20 protein-coding genes are annotated in these 21,835 nt (G+C 71.3%); 12 read left to right on the top strand and 8 right to left on the bottom strand.

All coding sequences use genetic code 11. From position 1 onward, the window contains the following. Nucleotides 1-29: 29 nt before the first annotated feature. Both scy and mce read right to left on the bottom strand, forming a co-directional pair. The gene (gene scy / locus ACFY93_RS20765) at nt 30-3,878 is read right to left on the bottom strand and encodes a polarized growth protein Scy (RefSeq protein WP_391360978.1); all 3,849 of its coding nucleotides are present in this window, start codon (nt 3,876-3,878) and stop codon (nt 30-32) included. A 232-nt stretch (nt 3,879-4,110) separates the two neighbouring features. Further along, a complete protein-coding gene (gene mce, locus ACFY93_RS20770; protein ID WP_391360980.1) occupies nt 4,111-4,551 on the bottom strand; it encodes a methylmalonyl-CoA epimerase in 441 nt (146 codons plus the stop codon). A 202-nt stretch (nt 4,552-4,753) separates the two neighbouring features. Between mce and ACFY93_RS20775 the strand changes: the two genes are divergently transcribed. From ACFY93_RS20775 to ACFY93_RS20785, 3 genes are all read left to right on the top strand, one after another. Then, complete coding sequence (locus tag ACFY93_RS20775; RefSeq protein WP_391360981.1) at nt 4,754-5,956, top strand: acetyl-CoA C-acyltransferase; 1,203 nt, start codon at nt 4,754-4,756, stop codon at nt 5,954-5,956. Between the two features lie 46 nt (nt 5,957-6,002). Beyond that, complete coding sequence (gene meaB, locus ACFY93_RS20780) at nt 6,003-6,974, top strand: methylmalonyl Co-A mutase-associated GTPase MeaB (protein ID WP_391360984.1); 972 nt, start codon at nt 6,003-6,005, stop codon at nt 6,972-6,974. A gap of 428 nt (nt 6,975-7,402) precedes the next feature. Further along, nucleotides 7,403-8,608, top strand: a complete 1,206-nt coding sequence (locus ACFY93_RS20785; RefSeq protein ID WP_391360986.1) for an MFS transporter — start codon at nt 7,403-7,405, stop codon at nt 8,606-8,608. Nucleotides 8,609-8,804: 196 nt separating this feature from the next. Here the strand turns inward: ACFY93_RS20785 and ACFY93_RS20790 are convergent, their stop codons facing one another. From ACFY93_RS20790 to ACFY93_RS20805, 4 genes are all read right to left on the bottom strand, one after another. After that, nucleotides 8,805-9,281: a MarR family transcriptional regulator gene (locus ACFY93_RS20790; protein WP_391360989.1), complete on the bottom strand. Its 477-nt coding sequence runs from the start codon at nt 9,279-9,281 to the stop codon at nt 8,805-8,807. Between the two features lie 93 nt (nt 9,282-9,374). Further along, nucleotides 9,375-10,175 carry an AIM24 family protein gene (locus ACFY93_RS20795; protein WP_391360992.1) on the bottom strand — a complete coding sequence of 267 codons (801 nt, stop codon included), beginning with the start codon at nt 10,173-10,175 and terminating at the stop codon, nt 9,375-9,377. After that, nucleotides 10,172-10,822: an AIM24 family protein gene (locus ACFY93_RS20800; RefSeq protein WP_391361099.1), complete on the bottom strand. Its 651-nt coding sequence runs from the start codon at nt 10,820-10,822 to the stop codon at nt 10,172-10,174. The genes ACFY93_RS20795 and ACFY93_RS20800 overlap by 4 nt, the downstream gene beginning before the upstream one ends. A gap of 1 nt (nt 10,823) precedes the next feature. Further along, complete coding sequence (locus tag ACFY93_RS20805) at nt 10,824-11,456, bottom strand: AIM24 family protein (protein WP_391361102.1); 633 nt, start codon at nt 11,454-11,456, stop codon at nt 10,824-10,826. A gap of 202 nt (nt 11,457-11,658) precedes the next feature. On the opposite strand from ACFY93_RS20805, the gene ACFY93_RS20810 reads away from it, so the two are divergent. The 5 genes from ACFY93_RS20810 (at nt 11,659) to ACFY93_RS20830 (ending at nt 15,144) form a co-directional block, all read left to right on the top strand. Continuing rightward, a complete protein-coding gene (locus tag ACFY93_RS20810; RefSeq protein ID WP_391360994.1) occupies nt 11,659-12,003 on the top strand; it encodes a DUF3817 domain-containing protein in 345 nt (114 codons plus the stop codon). Continuing rightward, entirely contained in the window at nt 12,000-12,293 is a 294-nt protein-coding gene (locus tag ACFY93_RS20815) for an MTH1187 family thiamine-binding protein (RefSeq protein ID WP_391360997.1), read from the top strand. Before ACFY93_RS20810 ends, ACFY93_RS20815 begins: the two co-directional genes overlap by 4 nt. Before the next feature lie 109 nt (nt 12,294-12,402). After that, on the top strand, nt 12,403-12,912 hold the full coding sequence (locus ACFY93_RS20820; RefSeq protein ID WP_391361000.1) for a MarR family transcriptional regulator: 510 nt from the start codon (nt 12,403-12,405) through the stop codon (nt 12,910-12,912). 85 nt (nt 12,913-12,997) lie between these two features. Then, nucleotides 12,998-13,336, top strand: a complete 339-nt coding sequence (locus ACFY93_RS20825) for a DUF3817 domain-containing protein (RefSeq protein ID WP_391361001.1) — start codon at nt 12,998-13,000, stop codon at nt 13,334-13,336. Between the two features lie 107 nt (nt 13,337-13,443). Next, nucleotides 13,444-15,144: a methylmalonyl-CoA mutase family protein gene (locus ACFY93_RS20830; RefSeq protein ID WP_391361003.1), complete on the top strand. Its 1,701-nt coding sequence runs from the start codon at nt 13,444-13,446 to the stop codon at nt 15,142-15,144. A gap of 52 nt (nt 15,145-15,196) precedes the next feature. Here the strand turns inward: ACFY93_RS20830 and ACFY93_RS20835 are convergent, their stop codons facing one another. Further along, nucleotides 15,197-15,832, bottom strand: a complete 636-nt coding sequence (locus ACFY93_RS20835) for a TetR/AcrR family transcriptional regulator C-terminal ligand-binding domain-containing protein (protein WP_391361006.1) — start codon at nt 15,830-15,832, stop codon at nt 15,197-15,199. A 214-nt stretch (nt 15,833-16,046) separates the two neighbouring features. On the opposite strand from ACFY93_RS20835, the gene ACFY93_RS20840 reads away from it, so the two are divergent. From ACFY93_RS20840 to ACFY93_RS20855, 4 genes are all read left to right on the top strand, one after another. Further along, on the top strand, nt 16,047-17,024 hold the full coding sequence (locus ACFY93_RS20840) for a tetratricopeptide repeat protein (protein WP_391361010.1): 978 nt from the start codon (nt 16,047-16,049) through the stop codon (nt 17,022-17,024). Between the two features lie 620 nt (nt 17,025-17,644). Beyond that, nucleotides 17,645-18,277 carry a DUF6230 family protein gene (locus ACFY93_RS20845; RefSeq protein ID WP_391361013.1) on the top strand — a complete coding sequence of 211 codons (633 nt, stop codon included), beginning with the start codon at nt 17,645-17,647 and terminating at the stop codon, nt 18,275-18,277. A gap of 105 nt (nt 18,278-18,382) precedes the next feature. Further along, a complete protein-coding gene (locus tag ACFY93_RS20850; protein WP_391361015.1) occupies nt 18,383-18,976 on the top strand; it encodes a DUF6114 domain-containing protein in 594 nt (197 codons plus the stop codon). Next, nucleotides 18,966-20,225, top strand: coding sequence for a hypothetical protein (locus ACFY93_RS20855; protein ID WP_391361018.1), 1,260 nt, complete (start codon nt 18,966-18,968; stop codon nt 20,223-20,225). The genes ACFY93_RS20850 and ACFY93_RS20855 overlap by 11 nt, the downstream gene beginning before the upstream one ends. 137 nt (nt 20,226-20,362) lie before the next feature. Here the strand turns inward: ACFY93_RS20855 and pyk are convergent, their stop codons facing one another. Next, on the bottom strand, nt 20,363-21,793 hold the full coding sequence (gene pyk, locus ACFY93_RS20860; protein ID WP_391361020.1) for a pyruvate kinase: 1,431 nt from the start codon (nt 21,791-21,793) through the stop codon (nt 20,363-20,365). Nucleotides 21,794-21,835: the final 42 nt, after the last annotated feature.

Genomic DNA, 21,835 nt, shown 5'->3' on the forward strand with positions numbered 1-21,835 from the left:
CTCACCGAGCACGGAATCAACCGCTTTGGCTAGCCTTCTGACGTCTTGCCACCCGAACGAGTCGCCCCGGCCGCCGCACCCGCCTTGACGCCGCCGTCCTTTCCACCGGACGGGGCCTCAAAGGACTCCAACGCCTCCAGGACGTCCTGGACACGGGAGATCTCCGTGTTGATGTCCTCACGCCGGCGGACCAGCACCTCGAGCTCGCGCTTGCCCTCCTCGACCGTACGCCGCGCCTCCTGCTCCGCGTCGGCCTTGATCTTCTCCGCCTCGGCGACGAGCGAGCTCTTCTTCTGCTCGGCCTCCTTGAGCAGCCCCTCCGCCTTCTTCACGGCGGCGATCCGCACCTTGCTCGCCTCCGAGTTCGCCTCGGAGACCACGTCCTTCGCCTTGGCCTCCGCCTCGGCCAGCTGATCCTCGGCCGCCTTCACCAGCGCGTCGCAGCGCTCACCGGCCGACTTCATCGTCTCCGCCGACTCCCGGCGCGCCCGCTCGTGCAGCTCCTCGATCTCGGTCGTGATCCGGTCGCGCAGCTCCTCCGCGCGCTCCCGGATCGCGGTGGCGTCCCGCCGCGCGCCGACCAGCAGCTCGTCCGCGTCCGTACGCGCCCGCTCCACCAGCGTGTTGCCCTCGACCGTCGCCTCCGACACCAGCCGCTCGGCCTCGTTGCGCGCCGCGCCGACCATCGTGTCCGCCTGCGTCTCCGCGTCCGCGGTCGTCTTCTGCGCCGCCTCGCGCGCCTCGGCCGTCAGCTTCTCGGCCTCCGCCGACGACTCGTTGATGAGCGTGTCGACCTGCTCGGCCGCCTCCGACCGCCGCTTGTTGGCTTCGCGCCGCGCCTCGTCCAGCGTCCGCTCCGCCTCCTCGCGCGCCCGCGTGACGACCCGCTCGGCCTCGGCCGCCGCCTCCGCCTTGACACGCGCGGCCTCGCCGCGGGTCCGCTCGGCGTGCTGCTGCGCCGAACCGACCGTGTCGGCGGCCTCCGCCCGCAGCCGCTCGGCGTCCCCGGTGGCGTCCGCGATCAGCTTCTCCGCCTTCGCGACCGACTCGGCCCGCAGCCGCTCGGCCTCCGCGGCCGTCTCGGTCGTCAGCCGCTCCGCCTCGGACGCCGCCTCCGTGATCAGCGTGTCCGCCTGCGTCGCCGCGTCCGAACGGATCCGGTTCGCGTCCTCCCGGGCGTCCGCCCGCGTCCGCGAGGCGTCCTGCTCGGCGTTCGCGATCGTGTCCGACGCGTCCGTACGGGCGCGCTGCGCCTGCTCCGCCGCGTCCGCCCGCAGCCGGTCCGACTCGGTGATCGCCTCCGAGACCGTCCGCTCCGCCAGCGTCTTGGCGGCCTCCGACTCCTCCGCCGCCTCACGCCGCAGCCGGTTCGCGTCCTCCGCGGCCCGCTCCCGCTCCGCGTACGCGTCCGCGCGGACCCGGTCGGCCTCCTCCTGCGCCTCGGTCCGCGTCCGCTCCGCCGCGTGCTCGGCGGCCGAACGCAGCCCGGTGATCTCCTCCTGCGCCTGCTCGTGCAGCCCCGCGACCGCGTCACGGACCTGCTGCGCGGTCTGCTCGGCGGCGGACACCATCTCCGTGGCGCGCCGGTCGGCCTCCTCGACCAGCCGGACCGCCTCGGCCTGCGCCTCCTCGACCCGCTTGCGCGCCGACGCCAGCAGCTCCTCGCTCTGCTCGCGGGCCCGCTCGCGCTCCTGGCCGGCCTCCTCGCGCGCCGAACCGAGCAGCTCCTCCGCCTCCCGGCGGCGCCGCGCGGCCTCCTCCTGGGCCGCCGCCAGCGCCTCCGCGCCCTCCGTCGCCAGCCGCTCGGCGGCCGCCTGCGCCTCCGCCCGTACCCGGTCCGCCGAGTCCTGGGCCTCCGACTTCAGCCGCTCGGCCTCCGCCGCCGCCTCCGAACGCAGCCGTACGGCGATGTTCTCGCCCTCGGCGCGCGACGCCGAGGCGTCCGCCGCGGCCTCCGTGCGCAGCCGGTCCGCCTCCGTCTCGGCCTGCGCCGTCAGCGTCCGGATGCGCTCGGCGGCCTCCGACCGCAGCCGCTCCGTCTCCTCGGCGGCCTCACGGCGGATCCGCTCGGCCTCCGCGCGGGCGTCCGTCAGCCCCTGCTCGGCCGACGCCAGCCGCTCCTCGGCCTCCGTGTGCAGCCGGGTCAGCTCGTCGGCCGCCTCCGTCCGCCGGGCCGCGATCGCCCGCTCGGCCTCCTCACGCAGCTCCTCGGCGGCCCGCTCGGCCTCCGCCTTGATGCCCTCGGACTGCTCGACGGCCTCCGCCCGGTGGCGCTCCGCCTCGTCACGGGTGCGCTGCAGGGTCTCCTCGGCCTGGCGGCGCAGCGTGGTGGCGCGCTCGATGGCCTCCGTACGGACGCGCTCGCTCTCCGCCGTCGCCGCCGTCCGCAGCTCGTCCGCGTCCGCCTTCGCCTTGGCCAGCAGCTCCTCGGCGGTCTTCGCCGCCTCCTCGATCTGCTGGACGGCCTCACGCCGGGCCTCGCCGCGGATCCGCTCGCCCTCGGCGACCGCCTCCGACCGCAGCTGCTCGGCCTCGCCGCGCAGTCTGCGCGCCTCCTCCTGCAGCTCGACCGTCTTGGCGCGGTACTCCTTGGTGTCGTCCTTCGCCGCGCCCTTGAGCTCCTCGGCGATGTCGTGCGCCTGCGACCGCAGCCGGTCCGCCTCGGCCTCGGCCTCGGAACGGATCCGCTCGGCCTCCTCGGACGCCGCCCTGGTCGTCGCCTTGGCGTCCTCCGACGCCTTGTTCAGCACGTCCTCGGCCGTACGGGCCGCCTTGGACAGCTGGGACGCCGTCTCCTCCGCCGTGAGGCTGCGGGCCTTCTCGCTCGCCTCCGCGATGATCTTCTCGGCCTCGGCGCGGGCGTCCGCGACGACCTGCTCGGCGTCCGCCTTGGTGGTCTCGGCCTCCTTCGTGGCCTCACCGACCAGCCGGGCGACCTGCTCCTTCGCCGTACGGGTGCGCTGCTCGTTGACCGACTCGGCGCCGGAGATCGCCTTGGCGGCGGCCTCCTTCGCCTCGGTGAGGACCTTCTCCGCCTCGGCCCGCGCCTCGCGCAGCGCCGTCTCGGCCTCGGACATCCGCTGCTCGGCGGCCCGGCTCAGCTCCGTCGCCTGGCGGCGGGCGCTGTCCGACTCCGTCGCCGTCGAGCTGCGCAGCTGCTCGGCGTGCTCGGTGGCCTCCTGGGCCTGCGTCGACGCCGCGTTCAGCAGCCGCTCGGCGTCCGTACGGGCCCGGCGCAGCAGCGCCTCGGCCTCGGCGCGCGCCGACTCCGCCTCGTTCGTCAGCCGCTGCCGGGCCTCGGCGGTGACCCGCTCGGCCTCCGCGCGGGCGGCGGCCAGCGCCTGGTCGGCCTCGGCGCGCGACTCCTCGAGCAGCCGGCGGGCCTGCTGCTCGGTGCGCGCGCGCAGCTGCTCGGCCCAGGCCACGTTCTCGTTGACGTGCGACTCGACGGTCTGCCGGCGCTCGGCCAGCTCCTGGTCGAGCTGCTGGCGCCGGGACACCGCCTCGGCGTGCAGCTCCGACTGGAGCCGGGCGGCCTGCTCGGCGTGCTCCTGGAGGATGCGCTGCGTCTGCGCCCGGGCCTGGCTCAGCTCCCGCTCGGCGTCCGCCCGCAACTGGTCGGCCTGGATCTGGGCATTACGGAGCAACTGCTCGGCCTGGTAGCCGATGTCGGCCCCGTCGTAGGCAGGCCGGGTCGCCAGACTGCGCCGCGCCTCGTGCAGCTTGGCGCGCAGCACCTCGACCTGATAGCCGAGGTCCTCGGCGTGCTGGACGGCCTTCTCCCGCTCGGTCTTCAGCCGTTCCATCTCGGCCTCGAACCGAGAGAGGTGGTCGACGTCAGCCGCCGGCTCTCGCTCCTGGCGTTCGTAGCCCCGCACTGCGCGGTCCCATCCGTCCCCTGGTCGCAAGTCTCTCCAAACGAGCTCCGTCCATCCGCCGAACGGGGCCCCCGGGGAATGGTGTCAGATCAACGACGGAGCATGGGCTGCTGCCCCGACGCTCGTCCCCCGAAACCTGGACCCCGGCCCTCGGTCCCGTCGCCGACGAGACCTCGGCCGCCCCGGCAAGGCGACGGCCGCCCCCAACCCTACCGGCCCAGATATACGGGAGTCAGTGCTCAGGTGACTCAACGGCCGCCGAAGTGACCAGTTCTGTCAGAACACCGTGACAGTCCTTCGGATGCAGGAACGTGATCCGCGAGCCCATCGAACCCGTGCGCGGCTCCTCGTACAGGACCCGGACCCCCTTCTCCTTGATGCCGGCGGCGTCGGTGTCCACGTCCGCCGTGCCGAAGGCGATGTGGTGGACACCCTCGCCGTTCTTGGCCAGCCACTTGCCCACCGCGGAGTCCTCGCGGGTCGGCTCCAGCAGCTGGAGGTAGGAGGCGCCGCCGTCGGACGTCTCGTTGATCTTGAGCATGGCCTCCCGGACGCCCTGCTCCTCGTTGACCTCGGAGTGGAACACCTCGAAGCCGTATGTCGCCCGGTAGAACTCGACAGTCCTGTCGAGGTCGAAGCAGGCGATCCCGATGTGGTCGATTCGCGTCAGCATGGAATCAGTCCAGCGCTACCGGAGGTGGTTACGCAACGTGCGCGCGATCACACTCGCCGCCGGGTGACGGGTGGCGTACCGCTCAGTACATTCAAGTAAACCCTCGTTCACCACAGTCAAGTACACCCTCATCCGGGGGATCTCTCAGACCTCCCGACTCGTTCACTCCTCAGCTGTGCAAGCTGGAAGGGGATCGCACCTCATGTCTGGAACGAACAGCACGACCTCCGTGATCGTCGCGGGTGCCCGCACCCCGATGGGACGGTTGCTCGGCTCGCTGAAGTCCTTCTCCGGAGCCGACCTCGGCGGCTTCGCGATCAAGGCCGCCCTCGACCGCGCGGGCATCGGCGGCGACCAGGTGCAGTACGTGATCATGGGCCAGGTCCTGCAGGCCGGGGCGGGGCAGATCCCGGCGCGGCAGGCCGCGGTCAAGGCGGGCATCCCCATGAGCGTCCCGGCGCTCACGATCAACAAGGTGTGCCTCTCCGGGCTCGACGCGATCGCCCTCGCCGACCAGCTCATCCGTGCGGGTGAGTTCGACGTCGTCGTCGCCGGCGGCCAGGAGTCCATGACCAACGCCCCGCACCTGCTGCCGAAGTCCCGCGAGGGCTTCAAGTACGGCGCGATCGAGATGCTCGACGCGATGGCGCACGACGGTCTGACCGACGCCTTCGAGAACATCGCCATGGGCGAGTCGACGGAGAAGCACAACACGCGGCTGGGCATCGCCCGCCCCGAGCAGGACGAGATCGCCGCCCTCTCGCACCAGCGCGCGGCCGCCGCCCAGAAGAACGGCGTCTTCGAGGCCGAGATCACCCCCGTGGAGATCCCGCAGCGCAAGGGCGAGCCCGTCGTCTTCAGCAAGGACGAGGGCATCCGCGCCGAGACGACCGCCGAGTCCCTCGGCAGGCTGCGGCCCGCGTTCACCAAGGACGGCACGATCACGGCCGGCACCTCCTCGCAGATCTCGGACGGCGCGGCCGCCGTCGTCGTGATGAGCAAGGCCAAGGCCGAGGAACTCGGCCTGGAGTGGATCGCCGAGATCGGCGCCCACGGCAATGTGGCGGGACCCGACAACTCCCTCCAGTCCCAGCCGTCGAACGCCATCCTGCACGCGCTGAAGAAGGAGGGCCTCGGAGTCGAGGACCTCGACCTCGTCGAGATCAACGAGGCCTTCGCCGCGGTCGCCGTCCAGTCGATGAAGGACCTCGGCGTCTCCACCGACAAGGTGAACGTCAACGGCGGCGCGATCGCCCTCGGCCACCCCATCGGCATGTCCGGCGCCCGGCTCGTCCTGCACCTCGCCCTCGAACTGAAGCGGCGCGGCGGCGGCGTCGGCGCGGCCGCCCTGTGCGGCGGCGGCGGCCAGGGCGACGCGCTGATCGTGCGCGTGCCCAAGGCCTGACCCGGCCTCTTCGCCGGTACGAACAACGACTCGGAACGGAGCTGTGATGCAGGACGTCTCCTCACTGGTGGCCCAGGCCAGGGAAGGCCGGCCGCGAGCCGTGGCCCGGCTGATCTCCCTGGTGGAGGGGGCCTCCCCGCAGCTGCGTGAGGTGATGGAGGCGCTGGCCCCGCTGACCGGCGGGGCGTACGTGGTGGGCCTGACGGGCTCTCCCGGCGTGGGCAAGTCGACGTCCACGTCGGCGCTCGTCAGCGCGTACCGCCGGCAGGGCAAGCGGGTCGGCGTCCTCGCCGTCGACCCCTCGTCCCCGTTCTCCGGGGGCGCTCTGCTCGGCGACCGCGTCCGGATGTCCGACCACGCCTCCGACCCGGGCGTGTACATCCGTTCGATGGCGACGCGGGGGCACCTGGGCGGGCTCGCCTGGGCCGCGCCGCAGGCCATCCGCGTCCTCGACGCGGCCGGCTGCGACGTGGTCCTCGTCGAGACCGTCGGCGTCGGACAGTCAGAGGTGGAGATCGCCTCCCAGGCCGACACGTCGGTGGTCCTGCTCGCCCCCGGCATGGGCGACGGCATCCAGGCGGCCAAGGCCGGAATCCTGGAGATCGGCGACGTCTACGTCGTCAACAAGGCCGACCGCGACGGAGCGGACGCGACCGCGCGAGAGCTGAACCACATGCTCGGCCTCGGCGAGTCCCGCGGGCCCGGCGACTGGCGGCCCCCGATCGTCAAGACCGTCGCCGCGCGCGGCGAGGGCGTCGACGAGGTCGTGGAGGCGCTGGAGAAGCACCGGGCGTGGATGGAGGAACGCGGCGTCCTCGCCGAACGCCGGCTGTCCCGCGCCTCCCGCGAGGTCGAGACCATCGCCGTCACCGCGCTGCGCGAACGCATCGGCGACCTGCACGGCGACCGCCGGCTGAGCGCGCTGGCGGAACGCATCGTCGCGGGCACGCTGGACCCGTACCGGGCGGCGGACGAACTGGTGGCCGGCGTGACCTCCGGCGGGGGCGCGAACGCCTGAGCCCGGTGGCGGGCCGGGGCGGGCGCCTCTCCGGCGGGGGTGCGGGTCGCCTTGCCGGCGGGGGTGCGGGTCGCCCACCCCGGGTAGTGGGTCGGGGCCGTGCCGGTACATCCGGCCGCCGCTCTCGGGCACTCGGGTCCGCCTTCCAGCGGGCCCGCGGAGTGACCGGCTATGCGGCGGCCATCTGATGTACCGGCACGGCCCCTTCCGCTCGTGGGCGGCTCTCCTGCCGTGCCGGGTCGCGCCCACTGCCCATGAGTGGGGCCCTCGGTGGGGCGATTTCTCCGCTGTCGTGCCGTTGGCCGGCTGGTAGGTTGGCGGGCATGTTCCTTCTTTTGGCGTAGGGCCCGTACGGGGCCGCGGTCGACAGGTGCTGTCGTCGCGGCACTCAGGCGTCCCCTGTTGCCACTCGTTGAGGAACTTCACGCATGTCTGCGTCATCCTCGCGGCCCTCGTATGCCGCGGTTCTCCGTCTTTCCCATGCCCGCCGGACCTTCGGCGCCGCCCTGCTGGGACGGCTGTCGTACGGGACGGTCTCGCTCGCCATGATGCTGGCCGTGAACCGGGCGACCGGTTCGTACGTCGTGGCCGGCACCGTCATGGCCCTGTTCGGCGTCATGAGCGTGCTGCTGTCACCGGCACGGGCGGCGCTCGTCGACCGGTACGGTCCCCGGCGCGCCCTGGGGCCCATGGCCATGTCGTACGCGTCGCTGCTCGCAGTGCTCGCGGCGGTCAGCTGGCGTCCGGGCGCCCCGGTGGCCCTGGTGGCGGGCGCCGCCGTCGCCGCCGGTGCCTGCACGCCGCCCCTCGGTCCGACGATGCGTGCCGTGTGGGGCGAAGTCGTCCGGGACAAGGCGCTGTTGCAGCGCGCGTACGGCCTGGACGGGGTCGCCGAGGAGGTGCTCTTCGTCTCCGGGCCGTTGGTGGTGGGAGGCCTGCTGAGGTTCGCCCCGCCCGCCGCGGGGGTCGCGCTGAGCGCCGTACTGGTGGCCTCGGGCACGCTCGCCTTCGTCTCGTCCCCGGTCGTCCGCGGCGTCCGGCCCACGCCCGCGGTGAAGTCCGCGCGGCGGCCGCGGGGCGGGCGCGCGCTCCTTCAGCCCGTCGTCGTGGCCGGGGGAGTCGGGCTGTCGCTGGGAGCCGTCGACCTGCTCGTCGTCGCCTTCGCGGAGCAGCGGCACCACGGGGACGACGTGGTGGCCTGGGTGCTCGCGGCGCTCTCGGCGGGCAGCGCGCTGGGCGGTCTGCTCAACGGCGCCTTCGAGTGGCGTACGAACGCCCGGGTACGCCTGCCGCTGCTCGCGGCCGGCCTGGGGCTCGCGCTGGCAGCGGCCGGCCTGGCGCCGGGCCTGCTCGCCCTGACCGTGGCCGTCGCCTGCGCCGGGCTGTTCGTCGCTCCGGCGCTGACCACGGCCTACCTGATCGCCGACGAGTCGGCCCCGCCCGGCTTCCGCACCCAGGCCGGCGCCTGGGTCAACACCGCCGTCAACGCCGGCGGCTCGGCGGGCGCGGCAACGGTGGGCCTCCTGGTCACCCACGCCCCGCTGGGCCTGTGCTTCGCCCTGGCCGGCACGGTGGCCCTGCTGGCGGCGGCGGTACCCGCCGGGAGCAGGATGCCGACGCCCACCACCGCCTGAGACCAGCACCCCCACGGCGGGTGAGCCGCCTGCACACGGAAGGGGCCGTGCCGGTACATCGCATGGCCGCCGCACAGCCGGTCACTCCGCGGGCCCGCTGGAAGGCGGACCCGAGTGCCCGGGAACGGCGGCCGGATGTACCGGCACGGCCCCGACCCACCACGGCAGGGTGGGCGGCCCGCACCCCGGCCGGAGGCTACGGCTTGCCGCGCTGACCCCTGAGGTGCTGCGCTATCGGCTGGAGCGACTTGTGGAGGCAGTCCATGTCCTCGGGGGAGAGGAGGTCGATGAAGTGCCTGCGGACGGAGGCCACATGGTGCGGCGCGACCTTCCGCATCGTCTCCATGCCGTGGTCGGTGAGGACCGCGTACAGCCCCCGCCGGTCGGACTCGCAGTTCTCACGGCGCACCAGGTCCGCGTTCTCCATCCGCGTGATCTGGTGCGACAGGCGGCTCTTGGACTGGAGGGTGGCCGACGCCAGGTCGCTCATCCGCATGCGGACGTCGTCCGACTCGGAGAGGTTCACCAGGATCTCGTAGTCGTTCATCGTCAGGCCGAACGGCTGTAGATCCTTCTCGAGCTGGTACGTCAACAGCCTGTTGACCTCCAGGTGGGTACGCCAGGCGCACTGCTCCGCATCGGTCAGCCAGCGTGTGGCCGTCTCTGTCTCCATGTATGCAGTCTACCTAAAATGTTGAAAGGTGAACTAGTGAGGGCGTTTGTGACTGCGTGCACGCGTTCGACGTCACACTCCGCAGACTACCGCTCACAGCCCGAAGCGACGCTGGAGGTCCCCCAGCTGTCCGGGAAGGCGCGGTGAGCCGCCTTGCGCTCCGTGCGGTCCCGGCGCTCCGCCGCCGCCCGGCACCCCGGGCTGCTGCGGGGTGCCTCCCGTCGCCTGCTCGGGCATCGGTGTCTCGGTGGACTGCAGCAGCACCGTGCCGGCCCCCACGAACTCGAACTGGTGCTCCTCGCCGGACGCCCCGCCGAGGCCCGTCATCGCACGTAGACCGCCCATTACGCCGGTCATGTACCCATGGTCGTAGTGGTGGCAGGGGGACGGGCAGTCGGCCCACCCGACGAGCGCCTGGGGGTCCACCCGGATCGGTGGTTCCATGAAGACCACGGGGCCGTTCGACGCCGCCACGAACTTGCCCGTTCCGATCAGCGTCAGGAAGCCGGGCACGATTGATTGTTTCAGCGCGAGACTTGGCTGAAAAGCAAGCAAGTTGCCCGAGCGAATGGTCAGGTTGCCCTCATCCAGGTCGTACGAATTGACGTCGAAGGCCCGGTCGGCGAGGAGCATCTTGCCCGAGCCCTCCGCCACGACCCAGTCGCTCGCGTGCAGTGGCGAATGGAAGGAAGTGCGCACCAGACGGTCCAGCCGGCCGTGCCCGACGCCGTTGAACTCCATCGAGCCGTAGTACGCGATCATCTTCCCCTTCTGCAGGAACCACTGGCTCCCCTTGAGCTCCACGCAGAAGGTGTAGTTGTTGACGTTGTCGTCGGCCGGCAGCGTCAGGGGGTCGTGGACGACCGGGCCGCCGTGGGTTCCGTACGCGCTCACAGCTTCTCCTCCGAGGCCTGGACGTACACCGCGCCGCTGCCGCTCAGCTCCAGCTGGAACGCCTCGCCCGAGCCGCGGCCCACCATGTCCCGCCAGCCGAGCGCCGTGGACAGCTTGTTGCGCACGTCGCCGTGGTGCGCCACGTACGCCTGCGGATCGACGTGCACCGGGCGCTGCGGGGCGATCGGGACCTCGATCACGCCGCCGTGCGCCATCACGGCGACCGAGCCGTGACCCTGCAGCGTCGTGGTGAACAGGCCCTGGCCCGTCACCTGGCCGCGCACCATGCCCATGACGCCGCCCTGCGACCCCATGAACATCGTCCCCTGCTGGAGCGTCCCGTCGAAGGCGAGCAGCCGGTCCGCCTCCACGTACAGGGTCTCGCCCGTCAGGGCGATCACCTGGATGTGGTGGCCGCCGTGCCCGAACAGCACGGTGCCGGAGCCCTCGACGCTCATCAGCGGCGTCGCCTCGTTCGCCAGGCGGCGGCCGATCATCGACATCACACCGCCCTGCCCGCCCTGCGTGTTGGGCGTGAAGGACACCTCGCCCTTGTACGCGAGCATCGCCCCGCGCTGACTGAACATGCGCTGACCGGGCAGCACCGTCGCCTCGACCATCTTCGAGTTGACCTCACGGAACGGCATGTCACACATCACCCGCGATCGTGTTGCGCTCACTGGGCTGCACATAGACCAGGCCGTCGCCCTCGAAGCGGATCTGGAACGCCTCGCCGCCGCCCTCGCCCAGGAACGTGCGGAACGTCACGCCGGACTGGAACGACTGCCGGAGGTCGCCCTGGTGCGCGACGTACGCGCCCGGATCGACGGTCAGCGGGTACTGCGCGCTCACCCGCAGCACCACCGCCGGACCGTCCGACATGATCGCCGCCTGCCCGTGCCCCTCGACGGTCGTCGTGAACAGCCCGTTGCCCTGCGAGGCCCCCCGCATCCCGGTGAACGACGTCCCCGTGCGCAGCCCCGCGTCCGTCGCGAGCAGGTTGCTCGACTCGACGTAGAGCTTGTCGCCCCGGAGGCTCACCAGGTTGATCTCGGAGGCCCGGTCGGCGAACCAGCAGGTCCCCTGTCCCTTCACCTCCATCATGATCATCTGCTCGCCGGTGAGCCGCCGGGTCACCATCCCCCGGATGCCCTCACCGCCGCCGCTCAGCTTCTTGAAGGCCATCTGCCCGTCGTACGCGACCATGGAGCCGTTCTTCGCCTTCACGGCGTCCCCGGTCATGTCGACGGCCAGCACCTTGCTGCCTTGAAGTCGGAACATCGCCACGGTGCGAAGGTAGCCGTCGGGCCCGTCGCCGCACAGCCCCCGACACCCCGGGCCAGGCCGGGGGCGCGCCGGGTGCCACAATGGGACGGCGCTTGTGCTTTCCTTCACAAGATCAGGCGCGACAGCCCCGCACGACAGACCCGCGAAGAGCCCGGCCACCGACCGGGCCGACGACCCGATCCACCGAAGGTGACCCGTGGACATAAAGACCGCCACCGCCCTCCGCCGCCTCCGCCTGGTCTCGGCCCCCGAGGCCGTCTCCTTCCTGCTGCTGCTCGTCTGCTCGGTCCTGAAGCGGACCACGGACTTCAACGCGGTGCCCGTCATGGGCGCGATCCACGGCGTCCTCTTCGTCCTCTACGTGATCTTCTGGGCCGACGCCTGGAACCGCGCGAAGTGGCCCCTGGGGACCGCGGCTCTCTACTTCGTCCTCTCCGTGCTGCCGACCGGCGGTTTCTTCGCCGAGCGCAGGCTCACGCGCGAGGCCGAGAGCGCGGTCATCGCCTCGCGCGCCCGCCGGGAAGGGATCGTGAAGACGTGATCGTCGCCTTCTCCGTGACACCGCTCGGTGTCGGCGAGGACGTGGGGGAGTACGTCGCCGACGCCGTCCGGGTCGTCCGCGAGTCGGGGCTGCCCCACCGCACCGACGCCATGTTCACCTCGGTGGAGGGCGACTGGGACGAGGTGATGGACGTCGTGAAGCGCGCCGTCGCCGCGGTCGAGGCCCGCGCGCCCCGCGTCTCCGTCGTCATGAAGGCGGACATCCGCCCCGGCGTGACCGACGGCCTCACGTCCAAGGTGGAGACCGTGGAGCGTCATCTGTCGGCCTGAGCGCCGGGCGGCCCCTCGTCCGTCGCCCTTCACCCGTAGCCCCTCGCCCCTCGGACCGAAGGGCGAGACGGGGCTGACCACCATGTGACCGGCCGGTAAGGTCTCTGCCGTGCCGAAGCCGCTCAGCCTTGCCTTCGATCCCATCGCCCGCGCCGACGAACTCTGGAAGCGGCGCTGGGGATCCGTGCCCTCCATGGCCGCGATCACCTCGATCATGCGCGCGCACCAGATCCTGCTCTCCGAGGTCGACTCGGTCGTCAAGCCGTACGGGCTGACCTTCGCGCGCTACGAGGCACTGGTGCTGCTCACCTTCTCCAAGGAGGGCGAGCTGCCGATGTCCAAGATCGGCGAGCGGCTCATGGTGCACCCCACGTCCGTGACCAACACCGTGGACCGCCTCGTGCGCTCCGGCCTCGTCGCCAAGCGGCCCAACCCCAACGACGGGCGCGGCACCCTGGCCTCCATCACCGACAAGGGCCGCGAGGTCTGCGACGCGGCCACCCGCGACCTGATGGCGATGGACTTCGGGCTCGGCGCGTACGACGCGGAGGAGTGCGAGGAGGTCTTCGCGATGCTGCGCCCGCTGCGGGTCGCCGCCCACGACTTCGACGAGGAGTGACCGTGCCGGTACGCGCGAGGACGCGTACCGGGGGCGGGGCGGGGCTGCCGAAGATCGTGCGAAAGCGCCGGTTACGCTCGTGTCCATGAAGAAAAGCGTGCTGACCCGCTACCGCGTCATGGCCTACGTCACCGGTGTGCTGCTGGTCCTGCTGACCCTCGGCGTGATCGCCAAGTACCTGCTCGACATGGACGGCGCCGCGGACTTCACCCGCGTCGTGGGCATCGCGCACGGCTGGCTGTACGTCGTGTACCTGGTGTTCGCCTTCGACCTGGGCTCCAAGGCGAAGTGGCCGGTCGGCAAGCAGCTGTGGGTGCTCATCGCCGGCACGATCCCCACCGCCGCCTTCTTCGTGGAGCGCAAGGTCTCCCGCGAGCTGGAGTCCAAGGTCGCCGAGGACTCCCCGGCGGTCGCCAAGGCGTGATCCGCGCCGCTGTGAACCCCCGGCCGGCGTCGCGGTGAGCGCCGTCGGCGAGGGTCACAGCGGTTTCCCATCGACATTTACTTGGACGTCCTAGTAAATTCGTGGGTATGGACGCTGACGCCATAGAGGAAGGCCGCCGTCGCTGGCAGGCCCGCTACGACACCGCGCGCAAGCGCGACGCGGATTTCACCACGCTCTCCGGCGATCCCGTGGAGCCGGTGTACGGGCCCCGGCCCGGTGACGCCTACGACGGCTTCGAGCGGATCGGCTGGCCCGGCGAGTACCCGTTCACGCGCGGGCTGTACGCCACCGGGTACCGCGGGCGCACGTGGACCATCCGGCAGTTCGCCGGCTTCGGCAACGCCGAGCAGACCAACGAGCGCTACAAGAAGATCCTCGCCAACGGCGGCGGCGGACTCTCGGTCGCGTTCGACATGCCGACCCTGATGGGCCGCGACTCCGACGACCCGCGCTCGCTGGGCGAGGTGGGGCACTGCGGCGTCGCCATCGACTCGGCGGCCGACATAGAGGTCCTCTTCAAGGACATCCCGCTCGGCGACGTCACCACGTCGATGACGATCAGCGGGCCCGCCGTGCCCGTCTTCTGCATGTACCTGGTCGCGGCCGAGCGGCAGGGCGTCGACCCGGCCGTCCTCAACGGCACGCTGCAGACGGACATCTTCAAGGAGTACATCGCGCAGAAGGAGTGGCTCTTCGAGCCCGAGCCCCATCTGCGCCTCATCGGCGACCTGATGGAGCACTGCGCCGAGAGGATCCCGGCGTACAAGCCGCTGTCCGTCTCCGGCTACCACATCCGCGAGGCGGGTGCGACGGCCGCGCAGGAGCTGGCGTACACCCTCGCCGACGGGTTCGGGTACGTGGAGCTGGGCCTGTCGCGCGGGCTCGAGGTGGACGTGTTCGCACCCGGGCTGTCCTTCTTCTTCGACGCGCACGTCGACTTCTTCGAGGAGATCGCGAAGTTCCGCGCGGCGCGCAGGATCTGGGCCCGCTGGATGCGGGACGTGTACGGCGCGACGTCCGAGAAGGCGCAGTGGCTGCGCTTCCACACCCAGACCGCGGGTGTGTCGCTGACCGCGCAGCAGCCGTACAACAACGTGGTGCGGACGGCCGTGGAGGCGCTCGCCGCGGTCCTCGGCGGTACGAACTCGCTGCACACCAACGCCCTCGACGAGACCCTCGCGCTCCCCTCCGAGCAGGCGGCGGAGATCGCGCTGCGTACGCAGCAGGTGCTGATGGAGGAGACCGGCGTCGCCAACGTCGCCGACCCGCTGGGCGGCTCCTGGTACATCGAGCAGCTCACCGACCGGATCGAGGCCGACGCCGAGCGGATCTTCGAGCAGATCCGGGAGCGGGGGCAGCGGGCGCACCCCGACGGGCAGCACCCGATCGGCCCGATCACCTCCGGGATCCTGCGGGGCATCGAGGACGGCTGGTTCACCGGCGAGATCGCCGAGTCCGCCTTCCAGTACCAGCGGTCCGTGGAGAAGGGCGACAAGCGGGTCGTGGGCGTCAACGTCCACCACGGTTCGGTCACCGGCGACCTGGAGATCCTGCGCGTCTCCCACGAGGTGGAACGGGAGCAGGTCCGGGAGCTCGCCGGGCGCAAGTCCGGGCGGGACGAGGGCGCGGTGCGCTCCGCGCTGGACGCGATGCTCGCCGCGGCGCGCGACGGGTCGAACATGATCGCGCCGATGCTGGACGCGGTGCGGGCGGAGGCGACCCTGGGCGAGATCTGCGGGGTGCTCCGCGAGGAGTGGGGTGTCTACACGGAGCCGGCGGGCTTCTGACCTTTTCCGGCCCCCTCCGCCGCTTCCCGGGCTCCGCCCCGGGCGCTGCTCCTCAAACGCCGGAGGGGCTGTCCCGCCCTCCGGCCAGTCCGTACAGCAGCATCCCCGTGAGCCCGCGGACCCACTCCGGGTCCGCGGGCTCCGCGCTGACCAGGGTCCGGTGGACCACCGCTCCCGCGACCACGTCGAAGATGAGATCGGCCGTGCGCGCGGCGGAGTCCGCGTCCCGCTCCTCGGGGAGCTCCCCCCGCGCCGTCGCCCGCGCCCGCCCCTCCACCACGAGCCGCTTCTGCCGCTCCACGATCGAGGTCCGGATCCGCTCCCGCAGCGGGGCGTCCCGCGTCGCCTCCGCCACCACGGCCATCAGCGCCGTCTTCGCCTCGGGCCGGTCCAGGATCGCCGCGAACTGGTGGACGACGCCCTCGATGTCCGCTGCGAGGCTGCCGAGGTCGGGGAGTTCCAGCTCGTCGAAGAGGACGGCGACCGCGTCCACGACCAGTTCGTTCTTGCCGGCCCAGCGCCGGTAGAGCGTCGTCTTCGCGACCCCGGCCCGCGTGGCCACGTCTCCCAGCGTCAGCCTGGACCAGCCGAGTTCGACCAGTGCCGCGCGCGTCGCCTCCAGGATCGCGGCGTCGGCGGCGGCGCTGCGCGGACGTCCCGTACGGGGGGCGGAAGGGCGGCTCGGCATGCCCGGACCCTATATCCGGCCATTCCGTGGCGTGGTGAGGCAGATCACCGGCGTGGGGCGGACAACGGCGTCCCGGTGCAGTTACGCTACGACCTGTAGCGAAAGCGACGACCACAGGCGCCGGGTGGGGACCGGGCGCCGCCGAGGACCGCACGCCGCACCTGGCTTTCACGGTGCTTTTCTTTCGTACGCGCGGAAGGGGGAGGATGTACTCATGCAGCCACGGAACATGTCCATGAGCGGAGTCGTCGACCTCGCCGCGGTGAAGGCGGCCCAGGAGGCCAAGGCGAAGGCGGAGCAGGCGCGCGCCGAAGCGGCCAGGCAGGGCGGCGGGGGCGGAGCCGTCTCTCCGTCGAGCCTCGTCATCGACGTAGACGAGGCGGGTTTCGAGCGCGACGTACTGCAGCGCTCCAACGAGGTTCCGGTCGTCATCGACTTCTGGGCCGAGTGGTGCGAGCCGTGCAAGCAGCTGAGCCCGGTGCTGGAACGGCTGGCCGTCGAGTACGGCGGGCGTCTCCTGCTGGCGAAGATCGACGTCGACGCCAACCAGATGCTGATGCAGCAGTTCGGGGTCCAGGGGATCCCGGCGGTGTTCGCCGTCGTCGCCGGCCAGGCGCTGCCCCTCTTCCAGGGGGCCGCGAGCGAGCAGCAGATCAGGGGGACCCTGGACCAGCTGGTGCAGGTGGCGGAGGAGCGCTTCGGCCTGACCGGCCTGACCGTCGACCCGGCCGCCGGGGCGCCCGCGGGCGGGCCGGCCGAGGAGGTCCAGGCGGGGCCGTACGACGTGCTGCTGGAGGCGGCCGTCCGGGCCCTGGACGCGGGCGACTTCGGTGGTGCGGTGCAGGCCTACAAGAACGTGCTGAGCGACGACCCCGGCAACACCGAGGCGAAGCTCGGGCTCGCGCAGGCCGAACTGCTGGGCCGGGTGCAGGGGCTGGACCCGCAGCAGGTGCGCAAGGACGCCGCCGACAGGCCCGCCGATGTGGCGGCGCAGATCACGGCCGCCGACCTGGACCTGGTGGGCGGGCACGTGGAGGACGCGTTCGGGCGGCTCATCGACACCGTGCGGCGCACGGCGGGGGACGACCGGGACGCGGTGCGGCTGCGGCTGATCGAGCTGTTCGAGGTCGTGGGGGCCGAGGATCCGCGGGTGATCGCGGCGCGCCGGGCCCTCGCGCGGGCGCTGTTCTGACCTGTCCCTAAACGCCAGGGCCTGTGACGCCCGGGTGAAACATTCGCCAGAAGATCGCCACGCGGCCGCGCTTTACCAAAACTTGGTAAACGCGGCCGCTGTTACTTGGAGTAAGTCAGAGCGGTTGTTCTGTCTTCTTCTGTCCAGGAATCAACCGCTATGCATTCCCCCTAAAGGCAACCCTCCGTCGCCGGGCGGCGTCGGCGGGTCGATGCACGGTTATCCGGCCGTTACTAGCGAGTAACGAACCCCCTTGTGCGGGCGGCGAGAATGCACCACGATCGGCCACGCTCGGTCCATTCCCCTGATCCGACAGCCAATCGGGTCAAGGGGTTTTCGGGTCCCCACCGGGCAGGGGCGGCGGCAGTGGCGCCGTCCCTTGGACAGGGGGGTCTTCGCCGCTCGGCGGAGCCTGTCCGGCAGGTTGCGCGTGACGCGTGTCAGGCACGACCAGTGGTTGTCGCTCGGGGGTGATCGCCGGTGAAACGGGCACGCGCAGCGTGCCGCTGAGATCGGGCGCTCTCCTTCCCGAGGACGTAGCACTTCTCCCATCCCTGCCCGGCTGAGCCGCCGAAAGTGGCAGTCAGGGCCAGGAGATGTACGTCCGAGAAGGAGGAAATATGGAGTCCCAGGTGCGTGGCGGGACCAGATGGAAGCGGTTCGCCGTCGTGATGGTGCCCAGTGTGGCCGCCACGGCAGCGATAGGTGTGGCCCTCGCGCAGGGTGCTCTCGCCGCGTCGTTCAGCGTGTCCGGGCAGTCGTTCAAGGTGACGGCCGACCGGCTCGACGGTACGGGCTTCTCTCAGTACGGAGCCATTGACTCGGGGTACACCCTCAAGGGTGAGAAGACGGCGCACCCGGTCGCGGTCTCGGGGTTCAAGAACGCCAAGATCACGAACATGTGCCAGTCCGTCGTCACCCCGGACATCCCGCTGCTCGGATCGGTCAGCCTGATCCTGAAGGCGGGCGGCGGCGGCACGCCGGTTGAGGCCGACAACCTCTACATCGACGTCGCCGACCTCAACGCCGACGCCACCTTCCGTGGCATCGACATCGGCGTGGCTGCCAAGGACGCCAACAAGGGTCCGGGCATCTCCAAGGGCGACCAGGCGAACCCCTACGGGTTCGCCCAGCAGGCCGAGTCGGCCACGCTGACCGACGTGAAGCAGACGGCGTGGGCCACCACCGCCGGCACCTTCAAGCTCAGCGGCCTGCACATGTCGCTGTCCACGGGTGTCAAGGAGTGCTACTAGGCACTCCAGGGACGGGCGGGCCGGCCTCTGCCGCCCCGCCCGCCCCGCCCCTTTCCGTACCACGCTGTACTTCCCACAGCAGAGCCGTTCCAGGGAGCCGTTTCCATGAGCGCCGAGTCACCCGGGCATGACGAGCACTATCTCCGAGTATTCCGGCGGAACTTCCGCACCTGGAGGGGACAGCGCCCCTTCTGGGCAGGACTGTTCGTCATGCTCGGCGGTCTCCCCATCGCCTACTTCCCGTACGCGAACCTCCAGATCGGGCATCTGACGCTCGCGATGTCCACCACCGCGGGCGCGGGCTCCCTGATCATCGGCGTGCTCCTCGTCGTGCTGGGTGTCAGCCTCTGGTTCCAGAAGCACGTACGGACCTTCGCCGGAGTCGCGGCGATCCTGCTGGCGCTGGTCTCCATCCCGGTCTCCAACCTCGGCGGCTTCCTCATCGGATTCCTGTTCGCCATGATCGGCGGAGCGATGGCGGTCGCCTGGGTGCCCGGTGACGAGGAGGCCGGTAAGGCCGTCCCCGTCGACAAGGGCGAGGACGGCGCTCCCGGCACCCCGCACAGCCCGCACGGCCCGCACACCTTGGCCGCCCCCGAGAGCCCGGCCCCCGGGCCCGAGGACGGGTGGGACCGGCCGAACGATCTGTCAGGAACGAGCCCGGCCAACGGGGCGAACGGGAGGCACAGTGCCGGCTGACGAGGCGACCCAGGGGACTGACGTGGACGAGTCCCGGGTGAGAACCGGGCCGCGCCACGCGGCCCCGAGGAAGCCGCTGTTCACCAGGTTCCACGTCCCGGCCGGCAAGGCGATAGCCCTGGCGGCGATGCCCACGGCGGTCCTCATGGGCATGGGACTCACGCCGACACTCGCCCTCGCCGACGACCACGGGTCGGGATCGTCCAAGAGTCTGACGGCCGAGGAGTACCAGGCGTGCGTCGAGGCCGTGGACGGCGCCGACGAGAAGGACGCGTCGGCGACGCCGTCGCCCTCCGCCTCCGCGAGTGACGACGCCTCGGACGGCAAGGACGAGCCGTCGGCCACGGCGACCCCGGACACGACCTCTTCGCCGGATTCAGGTTCCGACGACAAGGCCGAGCCCACGCCGTCGCCGTCCGCGAGCAAGGAGTCCCAGAGCAGCGACGAGAAGGCCACGCCCGCCCCGTCGCCGTCCAAGACCACCAACCCGCTCGACCCGCTGGGCGTCGGCGACGCCCTCAAGGACATCTTCACGCCCGACGACAAGGAGACGGCCTCCCCCACGCCGTCCCCCTCGGCGAGCGCGAGCGAGGACGCGTCGGACCCCGTCAAGGACACCACGGACAAGGTCACCGACACGGTGAAGGACACCGTGAAGGACACCACCGACAAGGCGTCCGAGAGCGTGAAGGACACCGCGGACAAGGTGAAGGACGCGGCCGGCGAGGCCACCGCGACCCCCTCGCCGTCCGCGAGCTCCACCACGGACCCGGCCGACTGCCCGGCCGCCACCGACGACGAGGGCGGCGTCGAGAAGACCGTCGCCCTGCCCGACGACCCCTGGTACCTCAACGCCAGCTCCCTGCTCCTCAAGGGCGCCGACTACCAGGGCGTCGTGAAGGTGAAGACCGCCAACGGCACGGTCAAGAAGGTCCTCAAGTACGTGATCTCCGACGGCACCGACATCGGGGATCTGCACCAGACGGTGATCGACAAGCAGTCCGGCAAGACCTACCACGTCCAGGCGGGCAAGGGCACGACGTCCACCATCCGCGACGGCAAGACGGTCATGTACACGGAGAGCATCTCCGGGAACCTGCTCGGCCTGATCCCGGTCACCTTCGACCCGGACAACCCGCCGCCGCTGAACATCCCGCTGATCTACTTCACGAAGGTGAAGGTCGTCCAGGCCGGCCAGTTCGGCGGCACGCTGACCCTCCCCGGGATGCACCAGTACACGACGGACTGACACGGTCCCCGGCCCCTTTCCCGGGCCGCACGTCCCGCGTACGCCACTGAGGGCGCCCCCTGTCGCACAGGGGGCGCCCTCAGTGGCGTAACGGCGGCGGTGGCCCGCCCGCCCGCGCGGGGCGGGCCCGGCCGGCGTCAGTCGCGGCCGGTGCCGCCCAGGTGGTGGACGCGCACCATGTTGGTGGTGCCGGGGACGCCGGGGGGCGAACCGGCGGTGATGATCAGGACGTCGCCGTCGTCGAACCGGCCGAGCTTGTGCAGCTCCTGGTCGACCAGCTCGACCATCTCGTCGGTGCTGTTCACGAACGGCACGATGTGCGACTCGACGCCCCAGCTCAACGCCAGCTGGTTGCGGGTGCCCTCGTCGGTGGTGAAGGCCAGGATCGGCTGGGCCGCGCGGTAGCGCGAGAGCCGGCGGGCGGTGTCACCGGACTTGGTGAAGGCCACCAGGCCCTTGCCGCCCAGGAAGTCCGCGATCTCGGCGGCCGCGCGGGCCACCGAACCGCCCTGCGTGCGCGGCTTCTTGCCCGGGACCAGCGGCTGCAGGCCCTTGGAGAGCAGCTCCTCCTCGGCGGCCACGACGATCTTCGACATCGTCTTGACCGTCTCGATCGGGTACGCGCCCACGCTCGACTCCGCCGACAGCATGACCGCGTCCGCGCCGTCCAGGATCGCGTTGGCCACGTCGGACGCCTCGGCGCGCGTGGGGCGGGAGTTGGTGATCATCGACTCCATCATCTGGGTCGCGACGATCACCGGCTTGGCGTTGCGGCGGCACATCTCCACGAGGCGCTTCTGCACCATCGGGACCCGCTCCAGGGGATACTCGACGGCCAGGTCGCCGCGGGCGACCATGACGCCGTCGAAGGCCGCCACGACGGCCTCCATGTTCTCCACCGCCTGCGGCTTCTCCACCTTGGCGATGACGGGGACCCGGCGGCCCTCCTCGTCCATCACCTTGTGGACGTCGTTCACGTCGTGGGCGTCCCGGACGAAGGAGAGCGCGACCAGGTCGCAGCCCATCCGCAGGGCGAAGCGCAGGTCCTCGATGTCCTTCTCGGACAGCGCGGGCACGTTCACCGCGGCGCCGGGCAGGTTGATGCCCTTGTGGTCGGAGATGACACCGCCCTCGATGACGACCGTCTTCACCCGGGGGCCGACGATCTCGACGACGCGCAGCTCGACGTTGCCGTCGTTGATCAGGACCTGGTCGCCCTTGGAGACGTCACCGGGCAGACCCTTGTACGTGGTCCCGCAGATCGTCTTGTCACCGGGGACGTCCTCGGTGGTGATGGTGAACTCGTCACCGCGCACCAGCTCGACGGGGCCCTCGGCGAAGGTCTCCAGACGGATCTTCGGGCCCTGGAGGTCGGCGAGGACGCCGATGGCCCTGCCGGTCTCGGCGGCGGCGGCCCGGACGCGGTCGTACCGCCCCTGGTGCTCGGCGTGGGTGCCGTGGCTGAAGTTGAAGCGGGCCACGTTCATGCCCGCCTCGATCAGCGAGACGAGCTGCTCGTGAGAGTCGACGGCTGGGCCCAGAGTGCAGACGATTTTGGAACGGCGCATGGGGCGATCCTATCGGTTTGTTTCGCTGCGGAATATTCCGTC

This window comes from Streptomyces sp. NPDC008313, from assembly GCF_042956125.1.
GTDB lineage: Bacteria > Actinomycetota > Actinomycetes > Streptomycetales > Streptomycetaceae > Streptomyces.